The following is an 18900-nucleotide window of genomic DNA, read 5'->3' on the forward strand; positions in this document are numbered from 1 at the left end:
TTATGCACTTCCTTTCTTTCCTATTTTATAGTTTTTCAGTGATAAGTTTTTACCTTTAGAACTTGAAAGTATTGGACATGATTTTACAGCTTCCATTACCTTTTCAACATTCCTATCTATTGGTAAATAAGCAATCATTATACTTTCATCATCTTTATTTCGTCTAGGTAATGGTACAAATGCAGGTTCTTCATAATCTCCATATAAACCTAATCTTGAATATATATTGTATACTATAGCTTGTCTTTGACCCGAATCAAATAATATTCCTGCATTAGCATAATCTCTATTTTTAGGAATTATTTGTATTCCTACACCTCTATTAATATATACTTCTCTATCACTTTTTAGACCTATATTTGTTATTCCTTTTAAATCTCCCACCTTCAATATAGATTCATTTACGAAGCTAATATCAGCAGGCATTACATCAGCTATATCTCCAATACTTTTTCTAGTAAGAAGTTTTTTAAGTATGAAAGCTAATAATAAACCACAAATTGAACTTATTATCAAACTCATACCTTCACTTATTTTAGTTTCTTCAATAATTACATAATATAATCCTATTGTTAAAAAAGATGTAACTATGCACATATAATTTCTTACTTCATAAGTTCTAGCTATCTCTTCTATAAATGCAGCTCCTCTTTTTACAAGTTGAACTTCTTCTAAGTTTTGTAATGTATTCCTTCTATTTGCTCTTACTTGTCTAAACTGTTCTGCTGCCAAAGATAAAAATGTTATCGATGTATAAGAACGATTTATAAGAGCTGGAACTAGTAATGCTCCTAATGCCGAAGCAACAAAGGCTAATATGAGCTGAGATAGTAAAACATTTGGTTGTGTAGGATACTGTTTTTGGTCTAAATTCAACATTATAACTCTTGATGTTATACCAATAATAACTGCAACAAAAAATACTCTATCCATTAAATCACTCCTAAAATATCTAATATAAAATGTTCACTTATAAATCTACAAAGTCTTTCTAGAAAAATCACTCTGTTTTCCTTTTGATGTCTCTATGATAGGAGTACTTTTTACTACATCTATCATTACATCTATATCCTTGACTATTGGTATATATGGTATAACCACAGTGCTTTTTTCTAAGTTAGTTTTAGATATAGCTACAATATCAACCTCATCTACATCTTTATCTATACCCATATGAATAAATAGATTATGTATTATAGCTTGTCTTTGTCCTATATCATTTACTATCCCAAATGCACCCAAATCTCTTGGTATAATTTCTATAGCTAAACATTCATTTTTATATTTTTCTCTTGTATTCTCTAAACCTATATTAGTTATTATTACACCATTTACTTTTAAAATAGGCCCTTCAAAACTTACTTCAGCAGGAACTATATCTGCTATATCTGCTATACTATTTCGTCTTAGAAACCTTCTAAAAATTAAACCAACCAAAGCTCCTGCTATAACAGCTAGTATTGTACAATAAATAAAGCTAAGGTCATATCGTTTTGAAACAGTAATATAAACTATAGAAGATACTAATGCAGAAAAAAGACTGATATAACTTCTAGATTCATACGTAGATGCTATTTCTTCTACATAAGCATCTCCCTTTGGTACTAATTCTTCATTGTCTATATTTTTTAATGTTATTCTTTCCTGCTCTGCAAGACCTTGAAATTGTTGTATCGCTACTGCAAAAAATGTTAATGCTGCAAACTCCTTATCTATAAGTGCAGGTAATGCTATTGCACCCAATGAAGCTGAAAGCCCTGATATTATTATTTGCTCTAAATAATCTTGTGGTCTCGATGGGTATTGCTTGTCTGTAACTCTTAAAACTAATCCTCTACATAATATTCCTATAATTACTGCTACTATAAAAGAGTGTCTAAATAAATTGGCACCTAATAAGCTTTCTTCCATTTTCTCAGCTCCTTCTCTTATATAGTTTGTGCAAAAAACAAAAAAAATTTCCTTCTATTTAAGGAAATTTTTTTTGTAGGATTGTAACAATAAATTCGCTACCAATACCAAGTTCACTTTTTACTTTTATACATCCATTTAATGATTTGACTATATGCTTCGTTATAGCCAATCCTAAACCCGTTCCTCCTACATCTCTACTTCTTGCTTTATCTACTCTATAGAAGCGTTCAAAGATACGTTCTACATCTTCTTTTGGTATTCCAACACCATTATCTATAACTTTGATTATTATTTTTTCTTCATCTTTTAAAACTACCACTTGTACAATACCATTATCTTGAGTATATTTTATAGCATTATCAACTAAATTTAAAAATACTTGTTTGATATAATCTCTATTAGAAAGTATGTTTATTGATTTATCATCACATTTATATAAAACTTCTATGTTTTTTTCACTAGCTGAACGTTGAGTTATTTCATATACTTCTCTAAATACATCGTATATTACAACATCTTCCATTAGAAGAGTGTCTTTATTTTCTACAAATGATAATAATAATATGTCGTCAATCAATCTTTTTAATCTGTCTGATTCACTTTCTATTATTTCCAAAAACCTATTTCTAGTGTTTGCATCTATATTTTCATTGGATTTTAATGTTTCAACAAATCCACTTATAGATGTAAGTGGTGTTTTAAGTTCATGACTTACATTAGCAACAAAATCACTTCTCATATTTTCAAGCTTCACTTTTTTAGTAATATCTTCTATGTTTACTATTGAGCCAATTATTACATTATTGGTATTTTGAAGATAAACTGGATCCACTTTTATTTTGTATACTATATCATCTTTAGTAGTAATCTTTGCAGTTTCATTTTCTTTAGAACCTATAAATTGAAGTATCTGCTTTAATATTTCTTCTTCTTTTATTACAGCATTGATATTATGTCCTTCAACTAGTTTGTTTGGTTCACTCTTTATCATTTCTTTAGCTTCATCATTTATCAATAATATGTTTCCATTTACATCTATAGCTAAAATTCCATGAGATATACTCTTTAATATAGACCTTAATTGTAAATGTTTATATTGTACTTCTTCCAATGTATCATCCATATTTTTTATCATATGATTAAAATTTCTGGCTAATTCGCCTAATTCGCCTTTAGCTGATATATTCAACCTAGCATGAAATTCCTTGTTACTTACTTTTTTTGAAACGTATATAAACTCTTTTAAATATTTTCTTAGTGTTACTGTATATCTTACAGACAATATTACAATGGCTATAGACAACATAACAATAAAAAAATATATGCTATTTAATTCTTCCACAAGATAACACTCCTAAAATATAACTTTTTCTAATCTATTTTGTATCCTACACCTCTTATAGTTTCTATATATTTTTCTGATTTATCTTCATCTTCTATTTTTTTTCTTAAATATCTTATATGGACATCTACTGTTCTAGTTTCTCCATAGTATTCATAGCCCCATATTTTATCTAAAAGATAGTTTCTTGAAAGTACTTTACCTTTATTCTGAATTAATAATTTTAACAGTTCAAACTCTTTAAGTGTTAACTCTATCTTTTCAGAACCTTTAGTAACTTCATGTTTTGATAAATCTAGTTTTAAATTACCTGTGGTAAGTATATTATTTTCTTCGCCTGTACTAGTTAAGTTATATCTTCTTAAAACAGAGCTAACCCTAGCTAACAATTCTTTTATACTAAATGGCTTGGTTATATAATCATCAGCACCTACTTCAAGCCCTTCAACCTTGTCATTTTCCATATTTTTAGCAGTAAGCATTATAACAGGAATATTTTTCAAGTCTTTATCACTTCTTATTTTTCTCAATACTTCTATTCCACTTATATTTGGTAGCATCCAATCTAAAAGTATTAAATCTGGTTTAACTTCCTTAGCTTTTATAAATCCATCAAATCCATCATATGAATAACTAACTTCGTAGTTTGACACCTCCAAATTGAATTTTAATAGCTCAACTATATGCATTTCATCGTCTATAACAAGCACTTTAGTATTCATTAAAAAGCTCCTCTCTATTTTATCTGTAGTACCGTTCCTATTCGCTCTGATGCCTTATTATGTTTTCTATAAGAGTGGAATTCATCTGCTCTACAACTAGTGCATAGATTTAAATTTATTATATTTTCTTTTTTGACTCCACTACATCTCAGCATATACTCATTAATTTTCCATAAATCTAAATAGTAACTTCCCTCTTTTATTATATAGAACTTTTCATCATTATTTGTAAGAATTGTGTTAAATTTTTCTACTAACTCCTCAGAAACTTCATAACAACAAGGTCCAATTGATGGTCCAATTATACATATCAAATCTTCAGGAGCTGTTTTATAAGTCTCAGACATCAATTTTATTGTTTTGTGACCTATATTACTAAAAGTACCTTTCCAGCCAGCATGTGCCAGTCCTATGGCTTTATTTTTAGCATCTATAATTGATATAGGTACGCAATCTGCTGTAAACAATAAAAGTGGTACTTTCTCTAAGTTTGTTATAAGTGCATCTCCTTCTATTCTTTGTCCTATATTCTCTCTACTAACTATGTTAACTATGTCTGAATGTATTTGAGAATTACTAGTTAAATTTTCAAACATTAAATCGCATTCCTTGCAAACCCTTAACATGTCTTCTTTACTTTTTGCATCTATATTTTTACAAGTTATAACTAGATTTATAGAATTTAATTTTTTATCAATTTCTTTACAATTGCTACTTAAGTTAACATACTCTTTAATATCTTCTACACTTTTTAGATTTATATAATCTTTCATCATTTGTCTCCTTTTTCTATTAGTATACTTTTAAGTTCATTTACAAAAGTATTTATATCTTTAAATTGTCTATACACAGAAGCAAATCTTACATAGGCAACTTCATCTAAATCTTTCAATTTATCCATTACCATTTCACCAATTTTTTTGGTTTCGATTTCTTCTATAAAGCATTTATTTATTTCATTTTCAATATGTACAACTATATTCTCAATATCTTCAACAGATACAGGTCTTTTTTCACATGCCTTTAATAGTCCATATTTTATTTTTTCTCTATCAAAATACTCTCTACTATTATCTTTTTTAATAACCATTAAAGGAGTAGTTTCTATTTTTTCATAAGTAGTAAATCTCTTTTTACATAATTCACATTCACGTCTTCTTCTAATAGATTTTAAATCTGTATGTCTAGAATCTATTACCTTTGATTCTTTATAATTGCAATAAGGACATTGCATCTGTATTCCTCCTTTGTTTAGCTATATATCAAATTCATCTAAGCTTAATTCTGAACCTATATTTACTATTATTGTATCACAACCTATTTTAAGTATATCATTCCAAAATATAACTTCTTCATCCCCTCCTCTTGAAAAAAAACTTCTACTTCCATCTCCAAAAATGGTAAATGAGACTACTTTTCCCTCATGAATATCCATATCTATGTCGATTATGAAACCCATCCTTTTTCCATTTTTTACATTTATAATTTCTTTTTCCATTATATCAGAAACTCTAATCATATTATACTCACCCTTCCTTTAAAAATAAATATGTATTTGGATAAAAAAAAATGACCTATATAGGTCATTTAAATTTAAAATTATGTTTACATTCCATGGATTACTTATACATACTTTCTCATATTTTTTAAAGCATTTTTTTCAATTCTTGATACTTGTGCTTGAGATATACCGATTTCATCAGCAACTTCTATCTGAGTTCTTCCTTTGTAAAATCTTAAATCTAATACCAACTTTTCTCTACTATTTAATTTTTTAATAGCTTCCTTAAGTGATATTTCTTGCAACCAGTTTTCATCAGTATCTTTTTTGTCTTGAACCTGATCCATTACAAATATGGCATCTCCATTATCTTGATATACTGGGTCAAATAAAGATATTGGATCTTGTATAGCATCAAGTGCCATTACAACTGACTCTACTTCTAATTCTAATTCCTTTGCTATTTCTGATACTGTTGGTTCTTTTGAATTTGTTCTAATTAATCTTTCTCTAACTTGTAGTGCCTTATATGCTATATCTTTTAATGATCTACTAACTCTGATTGGATTATTGTCTCTTAAGTATCTTCTAATTTCTCCTATAATCATAGGAACAGCATAAGTTGAAAATCTGACATTTTGACTTAAATCAAAATTATCTATAGCTTTTATAAGACCAATACAACCTATTTGAAATAAATCGTCTATATTTTCTCCTCTGTTGTTAAATTTTTTTATTACACTCAAGACTAACCTTAAATTTCCTCTTACAAATTGTTGTCTGGCTTCTTCATCACCACTTTTTATTTGTAATAAAAGTTCCTTCATTTGCTTATTTTTAAGAACTGGAAGTTCAGATGTATTAACACCACATATTTCAACCTTATTAACTTGCATACATTTCAGTCCTCTCTCAAAAAGTATTCATCTATTGAAATTATTTACATTTCCAATTTTTTTATACTTTTTAAGAAGAATTAATTTAGCATTATACAAATTTTTTCATTTCTTTTTGTAATCTTGAAATTATTTTCTTTTCAAGTCTAGATATGTAGGATTGAGATATTCCAAGCATTCCAGCAACTTCCTTTTGTGTTTTTTCAATACCTTTATCTATAAGTCCAAACCTTAATTCCATAATTTGCTTTTCTCTGTCACTTAATCTGTCAAGTGCCATAACCAATAAATCTCTATCTATTTCTTCTTCGATTATTTTATATATTTCATCATTTTCTGTACCTAAAACATCTGATAATAGAAGTTCATTTCCATCTAAGTCTATATTTAAAGGCTCATCAAATGATACCTCCGTTTTCTTTTTATTATTTTTTCTTAGATACATTAGTATTTCATTTTCTATACATCTCGAAGCATAGGTTGCTAATTTTATATTTTTATTTAATTTAAAAGTATTGACTGCCTTTATCAAACCTATAGTCCCTATAGAAATTAAATCCTCTACATCTATCCCTGTATTTTCAAATTTTCTTGATATGTAGACTACTAATCTCAAATTTCTTTCTATTAAAATTGATTTTACGGTTTCATCAGTTTCTAGCTTTTGCAAAAGTTCCATTTCTTCTGCTGGTTTTAGTGGTGGAGGAAGAATATTGGCTCCACCCATATAGTATATTCCTTTTGGCTTTATTATTTTTAATTTAATACCTAACATCGTAATAAAGCTTATGATTCTTTCTTTTAATCGTAACATCCTTTGTCCCCCTTAAATTTTTAGCTAGAATCCAGGCAATATATTTGGATTCATTATTGCCCCATATTCTCTATCATTAAAATTTGAAATACCAAGTATTATATTTCCTATCTTTTGCTCATCTACCTCTACATAATCAGCTTTTAGACCAATTATTATGCTTGTCTTATTACTTCCAGCATGTTTATAAGGTATTATTCTAACTCTCCCTGAAGTTCTGTCATCTAAACTACATATAATTTCCTGAGCTTTTTTCATATCTATATCTTCATAGTTAATATTTAATAGATTTTCTGGAATCAATCCTTCTAATACACTTGATTTGACTATTATTACATCACTTTGACTTATTGGGTCTTTTAATAAATTTCCACTATCAACTAATGCCTTACAGCAAAAGCTTTTTTCTAATAAGTTTATATTTATGGTCTTCGTAAGCTCTTTGATGTATTTAAGCATCTTCAAGTCTTTGTAAATGTACTTTAATAGTTCACAACTTACATAAGTACATGCAATTAAAAAAGATATTTTTAAATGGCTTATTCCTGTAAAATAAATTACAAAATAAGTACTTCCAGAAATAAAAATATTTACTAAATAAAAAACTAATGCTACATGAGCATAATCTTTCTTGCTCTTAGTCCTAAATGAAATTAAAGTTATAATACTCATGATTATTATTTTAAATGGCACTGTAAATAGTATATCCATTGATGGGTATAAATAAGCAACAGAGTAGGCTCCTCCTAAACTAGCCCCCAGCAACTTATTTTTTCTAGGATTATATTTTTTAGTAAGAATAGAAGTACAACTTATAATAATATAATTTATTACTAGGTTTTCTATAACATAGTACTCAATATACACCATGTATCCCCCCTTAAAACCTTTAAACATATTATAAGATAGTATGTACAAAATTTTATGTCACTTTTGACAGTCGAATCCAAAACAAATTCTATTTAAAAATAACAATGATATATGTCTTATACTTTATGTCGTCAAAAGATATTTTTTTAGCATCAAAGAAATAGACTTTTTTGTAGAATTCAATATATCTAGGTAGAAGTTATTCAACTCTACCTTTGGAATATTTCCATAAAAAAAGACTATGCGACTTAATAATATAGCAAGTAAATCGTTTACTTGTATAAAATTAAATTGCATAGTCTATAAATCAAATATAAAATTAAATTATTGTGCTAACAATTCATTTGCATATTTTGCAGATTCATTTAGTGCTTGTTCTGGAGTTTTGTCTCCAGCTATCATCATTTGAAGTTGTTTCCATAAGTGTTCATATATTTCTACTCCATGAGGTCCAACTGTTAATGGTCTGTACATATTTTTATCTTTTGTTACCATTTCTTCAAATCTTGGGTCTCCTTGATATTTTTCACCTTTAGCAACTGGTGCTCTTGGTATCTCTTTATGGAAAGCTTCCATTGAATCTTTGCTTAACATATATTCAAGAAGTTTAAATCCAAGTTCTTTGTTTTTACACGCTGACATTAAAGTTAAATCATCTACTGAGGCAAAACTACCAACTGTTTTATCTTCTAATGAAGTTACATATCCCCAGTTTAAGTCTGGGAATGATTTATCAAAAGTACTTGTAGCAGCAGAAGACAGCATTATAGTAAATGCAGCTTTTCCTGGTCCAAATACACTTTCAACCATCTCATTACTGTCTTTTGATAAAGCATTATCTGGTATATATTTTTTCATATCATTTATAAAGTTTGCAGCTTTTAATCCTTCTTTATTGTTAAATTTAACTGATTTTAAATCATCATTATATATATCTCCACCAGCTTGCCATAGATATGGATACCAGTTCCAGTTCAAACTACCAAACACTTTAGAACCCCAACCTTGTGCAAGACCCCATTGGTCTATTTTTCCATCTCCATCAGTATCTTCTGTTGCTTTTTCACATATTCTTTTAAAATCTTCCCACGTTTTAGGAGGTTTTTCTCCCAATTTTTCTAGTATATCTTTATTATAGTATAATACACCTGGATTAGCAGCTTCTATAGGTAAACCGTAAATTCCACCCATCATTTTTGCATTATCTAAGTATAAATAATTATCTGAAGTTCCTGATTTTTCTAAATAAGGAGTTAAATCTTCAACTGCTCCCATTTCTATAAATTGAGGAAACATTTCTGCATACATATACCCTATATCTGGCCCCTCACCTGCACTGATTGCAGTAGCATATTTTTCTGCATAATTATCCCATGGTACTATTTGGAATTCAATTTCACAGTTATTTTCCTTTTCAAATTTCTCAAGTACTGGTTTCCATGCATCTGCATCATGATCTGTTAACGGTGCAGACCATACAACTAATTTTTCTTTGCCATCTTTGCCTTTAGATTCTTCTTTTTTTGTACATCCAGCAAGAAGTGATGTTGACAAAATAGCAACCATGGCTAAAGAAAGAATTTTTTTTAGCTTAATCATACTTAATCCCCTTTCAGACTTTAATTTCTCTTTTTCCTCAAATTTTTACAATTCAATTCAGGTTTAATATTACCAAATAAAAATGTCATTGTCTAATTATAAAAAACTATAACCATTTATATAACTATCATTTTTTTCTATACTCAGTAGAAAAAACTTTACTTTTTTATTTTTTTTGATATTAAAATATGTTAAAAAAAATAGGAGATTAAAGTACAAAAAATAAAAAGAAGTCTATTGACTTCTTTATAAGTTTACATATTATCTTCTTCTTCTTAAAAATGTAGGTATTTCCATGCTCTCATCATCATCTTCTTCTATTATACTTGCCTTTTTAGGAGCTTCTATCTTTTCTTCAACCACAATTTCTTCTTCTTCTATTTCTTTTACAACTTGTTTTACAGTTGTATTCAGAGAAGACCTTATACTTGATTTAGGCTTAGTATCCAAATCTAAAATCCCACCTTGTAAACCTTCAAATCCTGTTGCGATTACTGTAATCATTATTTCATCGCCTAAATCTTCTTTTATAGAAGCACCAAATATAACATTTGCTTCTGGGTCACAAGATTCCATAACTAAAGTAGATGCTTCATTAACTTCAAATAATCCTAAGTTAGGACCACCTGTAACATTAAGAAGTACTCCTTTTGCTCCTTGTATTGATGTTTCTAAAAGTGGTGATTGGATAGCTTGTCTAGCAGCATCTATAGCTCTAGTTTCTCCACTAGCACTACCTATACCCATATGAGCAAGACCTTTATCTTTCATTATAGTAGTAACATCTGCAAAGTCTAAGTTTATTAATCCTTCAACTGCTATAAGGTCAGAAATTGATTGTATACCTTGTTTTAACACATCGTCTGCAACTGCAAAAGCATCCAGCATTGAAGTATTCTTTTGTACTATTTGTAAAAGTCTATCATTTGGTATTGTTATAAGAGTATCTACCTTTGACTTAAGCTCAGCTATTCCACCTTCAGCATTTTTCATTCTTATCTTACCTTCAAATGCAAAAGGTTTTGTAACTACACCTACTGTAAGGATACCCATTTCTTTAGCTAGGCCTGCAACTACTGGGGCAGCTCCTGTACCAGTACCACCACCCATTCCAGCTGTAACAAATACCATATCAGCTCCTTGAAGTAGTTTTACTATTTCATCTTTACTTTCTTCTGCAGCTCTTTTTCCTACTTCTGGATTAGCTCCTGCACCAAGTCCTCTAGTTAATTTTTCTCCTATTTGAACTTTATATTCAGCCTTTGATGTATATAAAGCTTGTTTATCTGTATTTACTGATATAAATTCAACGCCTTTAAGTTGAGCTTCTACCATTCTATTGACAGCATTGTTTCCACCGCCACCTACACCTATTACTTTAATTTGTGCACATTCTTCTAATTCTACGTCAAAGTTTAGCATCATAAACCCCCTTATCTCATGATTCAAAGTTATCGTATGTATTAATTATATCATTTTCTTCTTTTATTTTGTTAACCTTTAAGTAACATATTCCACAAAAACGTAAATTTTCCTTTTTAATTTTCTTACTTATATTGTCAAATATTACTCTTTAAGTATAAAATATTTTATGTATATCTCAAAAGTTCTTTAATTTTTATGTTTTTTATTCATAATATTGGCAATGATATAACGTCTAATTATAGATAAATTATTAAATAGTCTCATCCCAAAAACTAATACTGCCACATAGTAAAGTGAAATTCCCAACTTTTCTCCTATATAAGTCAATAATATAGCCAAGATAGCATTACCTATGAAACCAGTAACAAAAATTACATTATCATAGTTATCTTCAAAACTGGATTTTATAGCTCCAAATATAGAATCCATTATTGCAAGAATAGCTACTGACATATATATCGAATAATCCATAGAATATGTAAATGGAATGTAGTAACCTACTACCACACCAAATGCCAATCCTCCTAAAATCCATATCATAAATCCTCACCTCTTTATTTTACTTTGAAACACAACTATATTACAATCCTTTTTATTAATTTTTTTTATTTTTTCTTTATTTTTTTGTATTTTTCGTTTTATTTTGCAAATAAATTCACTCTATTTCCATTATTTTCCTCTATTTTTATATTAATCCCATATATATCCTTTAGAGATTTAGCATATGATTCTGGAGAATTTATAGCTGCACTCAATAAATCTATATCTCCTATAGCTTTTATTATAAATGGTTGTCCATATGTAGTATCATTCACTGTAATAGTTGCTCCTGAACATTTTATCTTACTTGTTGACAATACTCTTTCTCCATTTATAGATATTGCTTTTGCACCTGCTTTTTTCAAATCATTTAAAACTCTTAGAATGTCAATATCATGTATAATCAGGTCGTTTGGATTTTGTCCATCTTTTAATTCTCTTTCACTATCCTTCATAGTAATAGTTATTCCTGGACCTGTGACAGCTGAATAACCACTTAACTCTTTAACTTCTTCAAGTTCTTTTTTCATCAATGTTTGAATAGATTCATTTCCATTATTTTCTGCTTGCTTATATTCATCTAAAGTCTTTTTGTTACTTTTAAGAGCTTCTTTTAGATTTTTTATTTCCTTATTTGTATTTTCTATCTCACTTTCAATATTTTTAGTCTGGATCAATGTTATATACACTTTATTTGGGTTCAGTGATTTTATATAAGTTGATATGAAAATGCCTAATATGAATGCTCCTAATATAATCATTTTCTTTTTCATACTATTATTTCCTCTCTACTTTATCTGTATCACCATGTCCATTTATTTTTACATTATCATCTTTAATTACTTTTACCTTTGCATTATAATACGTTTCTATTTCCCAGACAATACCATACTTTATATTGAGCGCAGAAGCTAATGTATCAGAATCACCAATTGCCTTTATTGTAATTGGCTCCTTTATAACAGTGTCATTCATATAAAGTTTATCTTCTTTCAAATACATATATGTATTTGAAACTACTCTTTGATTATTTATAGATATGGCACTTGCTTGTGCTGAATTTAATTTATTTATCATTGACAGTAATAAATCATAATTATATAGTATACTGTCATTTTTATCAAAGCTTCCTAAAGTTTTTGTAGAATTTATTTCAACTTCAATACCTTTTCCTTCTACATCTGTATATCCAGCTAAAGTTTCATATTTTTCTATTTCTGATTTAAGTATATCTTGCTCTCCTTTTTCACTTTTACCTCTATATGTCTCTATATCTTTTTTTACACTATTAATTTCTGATTGAAGATTTTCTTTTTCTTTTTTTAGAGATTTAAGTTCTTCTGTAAGTTGCTCGCCTCTCTTAAAAGTCGTCATTCCTCTATTTTCTATATTAATAATTTTTAGTTGTAAACTAACGAGAACTCCCAATACAATACTTCCTATAATTATACTCTTATTTATAAACCTTTTTTTCAAAATATCACTTCCTTACAATTGTCTATCCTTCTGGACTATATACAGCTAGCTTTCCATAATTTAGATTTATAGTCCCACCATTGGTATTTTTATTTTGCAGGTCAATCAAAATTTTATTTACCCTAGATATATTATAATCTAAGTTATCATCATTAGAAAGTAAGATTTTTATATTGCTTCTCGTAAGCATATCTACATTCCCTTCTTTTTTAAAGTTTACATAATTTATTTTTCTATAAATACCTTCTTCTTTTAAATAATTTAAAGTCTTAAATACACTCTCTTTAGTTTTATAATTTTTAAATTTTATTGATTTTGTATCATTAATACTATAATCTACTTCCACTATCAAATCATTTTTACTTTCATTAGTGCCTTTTAATTCCTCTAATAAGTTCCCTTTTTTATCTATATAACAATAGTTATCTTCATCCTTTAATACCGCAAAAATTTCTTTTTCTTTTAAGCTTATAATTATCTTATTTGGAAGTTTCCTTTTTATTTCTACATCTTCTATATACGGATTTTTCATAAGCTTACTTTTCATGTCTTTAAAATTGTATGCAAATATATTTTCATGTGAACTTACATTTAACGCTTTCATTATATTTGACTTGGTGACTCTTTTATTTCCAATCACATCTATCCTATTTACATCAAATAAATCACTCCCTACAATAATACATATCCCAAAAGATAGCATAAGTATAAAAACTAAAACTATCATAACATTATTCGTATTTAGCTTCTTTCTCCTCTTCAAATACAATCAACCCCTTTGGTTAATAAATACACCTTTCGAGTTTATATTCCCTACAAAAAAAATATAATATTTAAAGTCAAATTTTCTCATTTTCTTACAAAACAATCTAATAAAACATTAAAAAAGAGGATTAAATTGATATTTCATCAAAATAAATATAAAATACTATATGTATTTTATAACTTAAAACTTATATACACATAAATAAACCCCTAATTTAGAATAATTTAGAAAATCTAATATATTATAAATTAGGGGTAAATATTTATTTATCGTTTCTTTATTCCTATTACTTTAGCCTGACCTTCTATACTTGGAGCTGCTTCTTTCTTTACTTCCTCAATAGCTTTTTCTTTTTTTGGTTTTTTAGCTGTTGATTTTTGTGTTGAGTTATATACCTTTATTATCTCATCATATATAAGGTCTATAGCCTCAGGTCTACCTATAGTTTTACTTGCATTTGCCATATCAACTAAAAGTTCTCTATCTCCTAAAAGTTTAAATACGGCTGTATTCAGGCTTTCTGGAGTTAAGTTTTTTTCCAAGATTGCAATCCCTGCCCCTTGCTTCTCTATACTCTTAGCATTGTACTCTTGATGATTTTCAGCAGTATATGCTTTAGGTATTATTATAGAAGGTTTACCAAGAGCTGTTATTTCAGCTAATGAAATTGCTCCTGCACTACCTATAACTAAATCACTTGCTGCAAGTGCATTTGCCATATCTTCTAAATAAGGTACTACTTTTTGGTATGGTTTAAGATTTATATTACTGATACTTTCCATAAATTCTTCATAATAGCTTTTTCCTGTTGCAAATATAAAAGCTATATCTTCATTTACCATATTTTTAATGACAAGTCTCATTGCATCATTTATTTTTCTTGAACCTCCACTACCACCGTAGCAAAGTACCATTTTTTTCTCTTCACTTATTCCTAAATTTTTTCTTGCGATATTTTTTCTTGATAACAAAATTTCTTTTCTAACTGGATTTCCTGTAAAAACTAATTTTTCTTCTGCTGCCTCAGGGAATCTTTTATGTGAATCTTCAAAACTTGTAAGTACCTTTGTAACTGTTTTAGATAAAATCTTATTAGTTACCCCAGGAAAAGAATTTTGCTCATGTATTATAGCTGGTATTTTTCCCATAGACGCATTAAATAAAACAGGTCCACTGACATATCCACCAGTTCCTATGACTACATCTGGCTTAAATTTTTTAACAATTTTTCTTGATTGTTCCAATCCTTTAAAAAGCTTAAAAACTCTTTTTACATTATCGAAGTCTATTTTTCTCTTAAATCCTTGTACTGTTACAGTTTTCAATTCAAATCCATACTTAGGAACTATTTCTGATTCTATTCCTTTTTCCGTCCCAACAAACATTATCTCGGCGTCTGGATGTTCATCTCTTATTTTGTTAGCAATAGCTATAGCTGGATATACGTGTCCTCCAGTTCCACCGCCTGATAATAAAACTTTCATCAAATCATCATCTCCTGTTAATTAATTTTGACATGCTTTGAGATGTTCAACACTATACCTACAGCCCCCATAAAGATGGTGAGTGAGGTACCTCCATAACTTATAAATGGTAGTGCTACACCTGTAGCTGGCATTGATGATGTTGCAACTGCTATATTTAAAGCTGCTTGTATTCCAATTTGTGCCCCTATACCTATGACAACCATACAAGCAAATACATTAGAAGTCTTCAAAGCTATTCTTACACATCTGTAGACTAAGGCTACAAATAGCATTATAACTATTATACAACCAATTAATCCTAACTCTTCTCCTATTATAGCAAATATAAAGTCATTTTGTGGCTCTGGTATATAAAAATACTTTTGCTTACTCTTTCCTAAGCCTAAACCAAACAGTCCTCCTGAACCTAATGCATATAAACCTTGTATTACCTGATACCCCTTACCAAGTGGGTCTTGAAATGGATCTAAAAAAGATGTAACACGACTAAGTCTATACGGTTCAGCAATTACTAATGCAGCAAATAAAGCAGCCCCACTTCCTATCATAGCAAATACAATTTTCATATCCATTCCAGCAACAAATATCATTACAAATGTAACTAGAATTACAGTACCTGCTGTTGACAAATTTGGTTGAAGTATTATCAACGCAAAAAATATTCCTGGAACTACGAGAAGTGGTACAACACCTTTTGTCAAAGATTTTATTTTATCATAATTTTTCTCAATCAATTTTGCAGTTAATATTATTGTAGCAAACTTTGCAATTTCTGCAGGCTGAAATGTTAAAGCACCTATCCCTAACCATCTTTTTGCTCCGTTTGCTTCTATTCCCAAAGGAGTTAAAACCAACAATAATAATACTACTGCTATAGCTCCAATTGCTGTAGCATTTTTCTTCCAAAAATTATAGTCTATTCTAGATGTAATAATCATAACTATAAATCCTAGTATAGCATATATTACATTTTTCTTTAGAAAATAGTATGCATCATTGTGTTTAAATGAAGATTGTATAAAACTTGCACTAAACACCATAACTATTCCTACAAATACTAAAAGCATAGTAGTATAAAATACTACTCCATCAAATTCAGTCTTCATCCTTATGTCAATTTGTTTTTTCAAATTTTCTTTAGGCATCCAACTAATCTACCTCCATTCTTCCATCTAAGTAAGTTTAGAGGTAAGAGATTATTTTAAATTGTTTACATTATCTTTGAAGTCTTTTCCTCTTACTTCAAAACTTTCATACATATCCCAACTTGCACAAGCTGGTGAAAGAAGCACTATATCTCCATTTTTTGAAATCTCATGAGAAGTCTTAACTGCTTCCTCCATATCTTTTACTATATGTATGTCATTAAATCCTTTATTTTTAGCACAATTTTCTATCTTTGGTGCAGTTTCTCCTAATAAGATTAATGATTTGACATATGATTTTGCAATTTCAAGAAGTTCATCAAAGTTGCTTCCCTTATCCATTCCTCCTGCTATAAGCACTATTGGTCTATTATAAGACTGTACAGCTTTTATAGTAGAATCTGGATTAGTTCCCTTTGAGTCATTTACATATATTACATTATCTAAGTTTCTTACAAACTCTTGTCTGTGTTCAACTCCTTTAAATGTCATCAATACATCTTTTATTACTTCTAAATCTACTTTACAAACATATGCTATTGCTATTGCTGCCATACAATTTTCTAAATTATGGCCTCCAGGCAAACTTACATCATCTTTATTTAGAAACTTAATCTTATCCTCTATATCTATTATTATGTCATTATTTTCTAAATATACTCCTCCATTTACTCTATGAGTTCTTGAAAAGTAAATTACTTTGGCATTACATTTATCAGCTAGGCCTCTCACTATTTCATCATCATAATTTAATATACAAAAATCTTCATCATTTTGATTCATAAATATTTTTGATTTAGCTTCTATGTACTTTTCCATAGTATGATGTCTATTTAGATGATCTTCTGTAATATTTAATATTGCACTTACTTTAGGTCTAAATTCATCCACACTTTCAAGTTGGAAACTACTCAGTTCAGTTACAAGTATAGATTCTTCATTTGAAGTTTCTATAGTATCTATTACAGGATTCCCTATATTACCAACTACATATGTATCTTTTTTGGCACTTGAAAAAATTTCTCCTACTAAGCTAGTTGTAGTTGTCTTACCATTTGTACCTGTAATCCCTATAAAAGTTGGATTATTTGACAATTTAAAAGCTAATTCTACCTCACCAATTATATACTTGCCTGAATTTTTTAGCTTCAAAATAAATGGCAAGTCTAATGGTACTCCTGGAGATACTACAACCATATCTACATCGTCTACAGCCTCTGGATGGCATCCTAATATGTATTCTATGTCATTTATAGATTTTAATTCATCAAGTATGTTTTTTAATTTATTTTCATCTTTAATATCATTTACAATTATACTTGCTCCTAATTTATCTAAATGTTTAATTGTAGATATACCAGTTTTTGCAAGCCCTACTAATAAAACTTTTTTTCCATTTAAGTCCATTTTTTATTCCCCCTAGGCCTAAAATACTGCTATTATACTTATCCAAGCTAAAACAACTGTAATAATCCAAAAAACAAATACAACTCTTGTTTCTGGCCAACCACATTGTTCAAAATGATGGTGTATTGGAGCCATCTTAAAGAATCTCTTTCTAGTTACTTTAAAATATCCAACTTGAATTAAAACTGATAGAGCTTCTGCAAAATAAATGCCTCCAATTATAGGTATTATAAGCACTGAATTAGTTAAAACTGAAAATGCTACAACCGCACCACCTAATGCCATTGAACCTGTATCTCCCATAAACACTCTAGCTGGATATGAATTAAATCCTAAAAAGCCTAGACATGCTCCAACAGTTGCTGCTGCTAAAACTGCAACTTCTGTATTGCCTGCAACTGAACTTGCAAACAACATAAAAAATACAGAAACAACTAAAGTCACTCCTGATGCTAGACCATCTAGACCATCAGTTAAATTTACAGCATTTACTATTGCTACTATTATAAACATCATTATTGGTATATATAGTATTCCAACATTTATTACAAAATCTGTAAATGGTATCATAAGTTGCGAAGCACTTGATGACGATGTATACTGATAAAAAGCAACATAAAAAGATAATGCAACTTGAAGGATTATTTTTTGATATGCTTTTAGTCCAAGTGACCTTTTTAGCTTTATTTTTATAAAGTCATCTAAAAAACCAATAAAACCAAAACCAGCAATACATATAAGACCTACTGCCATGTCATGACTAACTTTTACTCTTGTAAGTCCAGTTATTAGAATTGCAACAATCATTATAATTCCACCCATAGTCGGTGTTCCATTCTTAGCTAGATGTGTTTGAGGTCCATCATCTCTAACTGTCTGACCAAATTTAAATTTCCTAAGCATTGGTATAAATATTGGTCCTATTATAATTACTATCAAAAACGCAATCAATGCGGTGTACGTAAGCTCTGTTATTCCTAACATCATAAAACTCCT

Annotated in this window: 20 protein-coding genes; all 20 read right to left on the bottom strand. The window is 28.8% G+C overall.

Features of this window, described 5'->3' with window-relative positions:
• The 20 genes from IC218_RS08675 to mraY all read right to left on the bottom strand — a co-directional run bounded on the left by IC218_RS08675 (window position 1) and on the right by mraY (window position 18891).
• The gene (locus IC218_RS08675; protein WP_227432428.1) at window positions 1–933 is read right to left on the bottom strand and encodes a YIEGIA family protein; all 933 of its coding nucleotides are present in this window, start codon (window positions 931–933) and stop codon (window positions 1–3) included.
• 45 nt (window positions 934–978) lie between these two features.
• Window positions 979–1911, bottom strand: a complete 933-nt coding sequence (locus tag IC218_RS08680) for a YIEGIA family protein (RefSeq protein ID WP_227482896.1) — start codon at window positions 1909–1911, stop codon at window positions 979–981.
• Window positions 1912–1969: 58 nt separating this feature from the next.
• Window positions 1970–3256 (bottom strand): HAMP domain-containing sensor histidine kinase, encoded by a 1287-nt coding sequence (locus IC218_RS08685; RefSeq protein WP_227482897.1) that lies wholly within the window; start codon window positions 3254–3256, stop codon window positions 1970–1972.
• A 29-nt stretch (window positions 3257–3285) separates the two neighbouring features.
• Entirely contained in the window at window positions 3286–3978 is a 693-nt protein-coding gene (locus tag IC218_RS08690; RefSeq protein ID WP_227432425.1) for a winged helix-turn-helix domain-containing protein, read from the bottom strand.
• A 14-nt stretch (window positions 3979–3992) separates the two neighbouring features.
• The gene (pgeF, locus tag IC218_RS08695; protein ID WP_413926659.1) at window positions 3993–4754 is read right to left on the bottom strand and encodes a peptidoglycan editing factor PgeF; all 762 of its coding nucleotides are present in this window, start codon (window positions 4752–4754) and stop codon (window positions 3993–3995) included.
• A complete protein-coding gene (gene nrdR / locus IC218_RS08700; RefSeq protein WP_227824212.1) occupies window positions 4751–5212 on the bottom strand; it encodes a transcriptional regulator NrdR in 462 nt (153 codons plus the stop codon). Before nrdR ends, pgeF begins: the two co-directional genes overlap by 4 nt.
• 21 nt (window positions 5213–5233) lie before the next feature.
• The gene (locus IC218_RS08705) at window positions 5234–5497 is read right to left on the bottom strand and encodes a YlmC/YmxH family sporulation protein (protein WP_227432422.1); all 264 of its coding nucleotides are present in this window, start codon (window positions 5495–5497) and stop codon (window positions 5234–5236) included.
• Between the two features lie 104 nt (window positions 5498–5601).
• Entirely contained in the window at window positions 5602–6375 is a 774-nt protein-coding gene (gene sigG, locus IC218_RS08710; RefSeq protein ID WP_169468424.1) for an RNA polymerase sporulation sigma factor SigG, read from the bottom strand.
• A 91-nt stretch (window positions 6376–6466) separates the two neighbouring features.
• Window positions 6467–7189 (bottom strand): RNA polymerase sporulation sigma factor SigE, encoded by a 723-nt coding sequence (gene sigE / locus IC218_RS08715; RefSeq protein ID WP_227432421.1) that lies wholly within the window; start codon window positions 7187–7189, stop codon window positions 6467–6469.
• A gap of 24 nt (window positions 7190–7213) precedes the next feature.
• Window positions 7214–8059, bottom strand: coding sequence for a sigma-E processing peptidase SpoIIGA (locus IC218_RS08720; RefSeq protein WP_227432420.1), 846 nt, complete (start codon window positions 8057–8059; stop codon window positions 7214–7216).
• A 324-nt stretch (window positions 8060–8383) separates the two neighbouring features.
• Window positions 8384–9658, bottom strand: a complete 1275-nt coding sequence (locus tag IC218_RS08725; protein WP_227824213.1) for an ABC transporter substrate-binding protein — start codon at window positions 9656–9658, stop codon at window positions 8384–8386.
• 261 nt (window positions 9659–9919) lie between these two features.
• A complete protein-coding gene (gene ftsZ / locus IC218_RS08730; protein ID WP_227432418.1) occupies window positions 9920–11080 on the bottom strand; it encodes a cell division protein FtsZ in 1161 nt (386 codons plus the stop codon).
• Window positions 11081–11269: 189 nt separating this feature from the next.
• Window positions 11270–11623 (bottom strand): small basic family protein, encoded by a 354-nt coding sequence (locus tag IC218_RS08735; RefSeq protein ID WP_227432417.1) that lies wholly within the window; start codon window positions 11621–11623, stop codon window positions 11270–11272.
• A gap of 98 nt (window positions 11624–11721) precedes the next feature.
• The gene (locus IC218_RS08740) at window positions 11722–12396 is read right to left on the bottom strand and encodes a DUF881 domain-containing protein (protein ID WP_227824214.1); all 675 of its coding nucleotides are present in this window, start codon (window positions 12394–12396) and stop codon (window positions 11722–11724) included.
• A gap of 4 nt (window positions 12397–12400) precedes the next feature.
• Window positions 12401–13099, bottom strand: a complete 699-nt coding sequence (locus IC218_RS08745) for a DUF881 domain-containing protein (protein WP_227824215.1) — start codon at window positions 13097–13099, stop codon at window positions 12401–12403.
• 22 nt (window positions 13100–13121) lie between these two features.
• Complete coding sequence (locus tag IC218_RS08750) at window positions 13122–13862, bottom strand: cell division protein FtsQ/DivIB (RefSeq protein WP_227482900.1); 741 nt, start codon at window positions 13860–13862, stop codon at window positions 13122–13124.
• A 269-nt stretch (window positions 13863–14131) separates the two neighbouring features.
• A complete protein-coding gene (gene murG / locus IC218_RS08755; RefSeq protein ID WP_227482901.1) occupies window positions 14132–15349 on the bottom strand; it encodes an undecaprenyldiphospho-muramoylpentapeptide beta-N-acetylglucosaminyltransferase in 1218 nt (405 codons plus the stop codon).
• 17 nt (window positions 15350–15366) lie between these two features.
• Window positions 15367–16497, bottom strand: coding sequence for a stage V sporulation protein E (gene spoVE / locus IC218_RS08760; protein WP_227432412.1), 1131 nt, complete (start codon window positions 16495–16497; stop codon window positions 15367–15369).
• A 51-nt stretch (window positions 16498–16548) separates the two neighbouring features.
• Complete coding sequence (gene murD / locus IC218_RS08765; protein WP_227824216.1) at window positions 16549–17904, bottom strand: UDP-N-acetylmuramoyl-L-alanine--D-glutamate ligase; 1356 nt, start codon at window positions 17902–17904, stop codon at window positions 16549–16551.
• 18 nt (window positions 17905–17922) lie between these two features.
• Window positions 17923–18891, bottom strand: coding sequence for a phospho-N-acetylmuramoyl-pentapeptide-transferase (gene mraY, locus IC218_RS08770; protein WP_227432410.1), 969 nt, complete (start codon window positions 18889–18891; stop codon window positions 17923–17925).
• Between the last annotated feature and the right edge of the window lie 9 nt (window positions 18892–18900).

Origin of the sequence: Clostridioides sp. ES-S-0005-03 (genome assembly GCF_020658455.1) — a bacterium.
Taxonomy (GTDB): domain Bacteria; phylum Bacillota; class Clostridia; order Peptostreptococcales; family Peptostreptococcaceae; genus Clostridioides.

Coding starts and splice junctions, on each gene's coding strand:
- IC218_RS08675 (WP_227432428.1), bottom strand. CDS start 933: ATGGATAGAGTATTTTTTGTTGCAGTTATTATTGGTATAACATCAAGA.
- IC218_RS08680 (WP_227482896.1), bottom strand. CDS start 1,911: ATGGAAGAAAGCTTATTAGGTGCCAATTTATTTAGACACTCTTTTATA.
- IC218_RS08690 (WP_227432425.1), bottom strand. CDS start 3,978: ATGAATACTAAAGTGCTTGTTATAGACGATGAAATGCATATAGTTGAG.
- pgeF (WP_413926659.1), bottom strand. CDS start 4,754: ATGATGAAAGATTATATAAATCTAAAAAGTGTAGAAGATATTAAAGAG.
- nrdR (WP_227824212.1), bottom strand. CDS start 5,212: ATGCAATGTCCTTATTGCAATTATAAAGAATCAAAGGTAATAGATTCT.
- IC218_RS08705 (WP_227432422.1), bottom strand. CDS start 5,497: ATGATTAGAGTTTCTGATATAATGGAAAAAGAAATTATAAATGTAAAA.
- sigG (WP_169468424.1), bottom strand. CDS start 6,375: ATGCAAGTTAATAAGGTTGAAATATGTGGTGTTAATACATCTGAACTT.
- sigE (WP_227432421.1), bottom strand. CDS start 7,189: ATGTTACGATTAAAAGAAAGAATCATAAGCTTTATTACGATGTTAGGT.
- IC218_RS08720 (WP_227432420.1), bottom strand. CDS start 8,059: ATGGTGTATATTGAGTACTATGTTATAGAAAACCTAGTAATAAATTAT.
- IC218_RS08725 (WP_227824213.1), bottom strand. CDS start 9,658: ATGATTAAGCTAAAAAAAATTCTTTCTTTAGCCATGGTTGCTATTTTG.
- ftsZ (WP_227432418.1), bottom strand. CDS start 11,080: ATGCTAAACTTTGACGTAGAATTAGAAGAATGTGCACAAATTAAAGTA.
- IC218_RS08735 (WP_227432417.1), bottom strand. CDS start 11,623: ATGATATGGATTTTAGGAGGATTGGCATTTGGTGTGGTAGTAGGTTAC.
- IC218_RS08740 (WP_227824214.1), bottom strand. CDS start 12,396: ATGAAAAAGAAAATGATTATATTAGGAGCATTCATATTAGGCATTTTC.
- murG (WP_227482901.1), bottom strand. CDS start 15,349: ATGAAAGTTTTATTATCAGGCGGTGGAACTGGAGGACACGTATATCCA.
- spoVE (WP_227432412.1), bottom strand. CDS start 16,497: ATGCCTAAAGAAAATTTGAAAAAACAAATTGACATAAGGATGAAGACT.
- murD (WP_227824216.1), bottom strand. CDS start 17,904: ATGGACTTAAATGGAAAAAAAGTTTTATTAGTAGGGCTTGCAAAAACT.
- mraY (WP_227432410.1), bottom strand. CDS start 18,891: ATGATGTTAGGAATAACAGAGCTTACGTACACCGCATTGATTGCGTTT.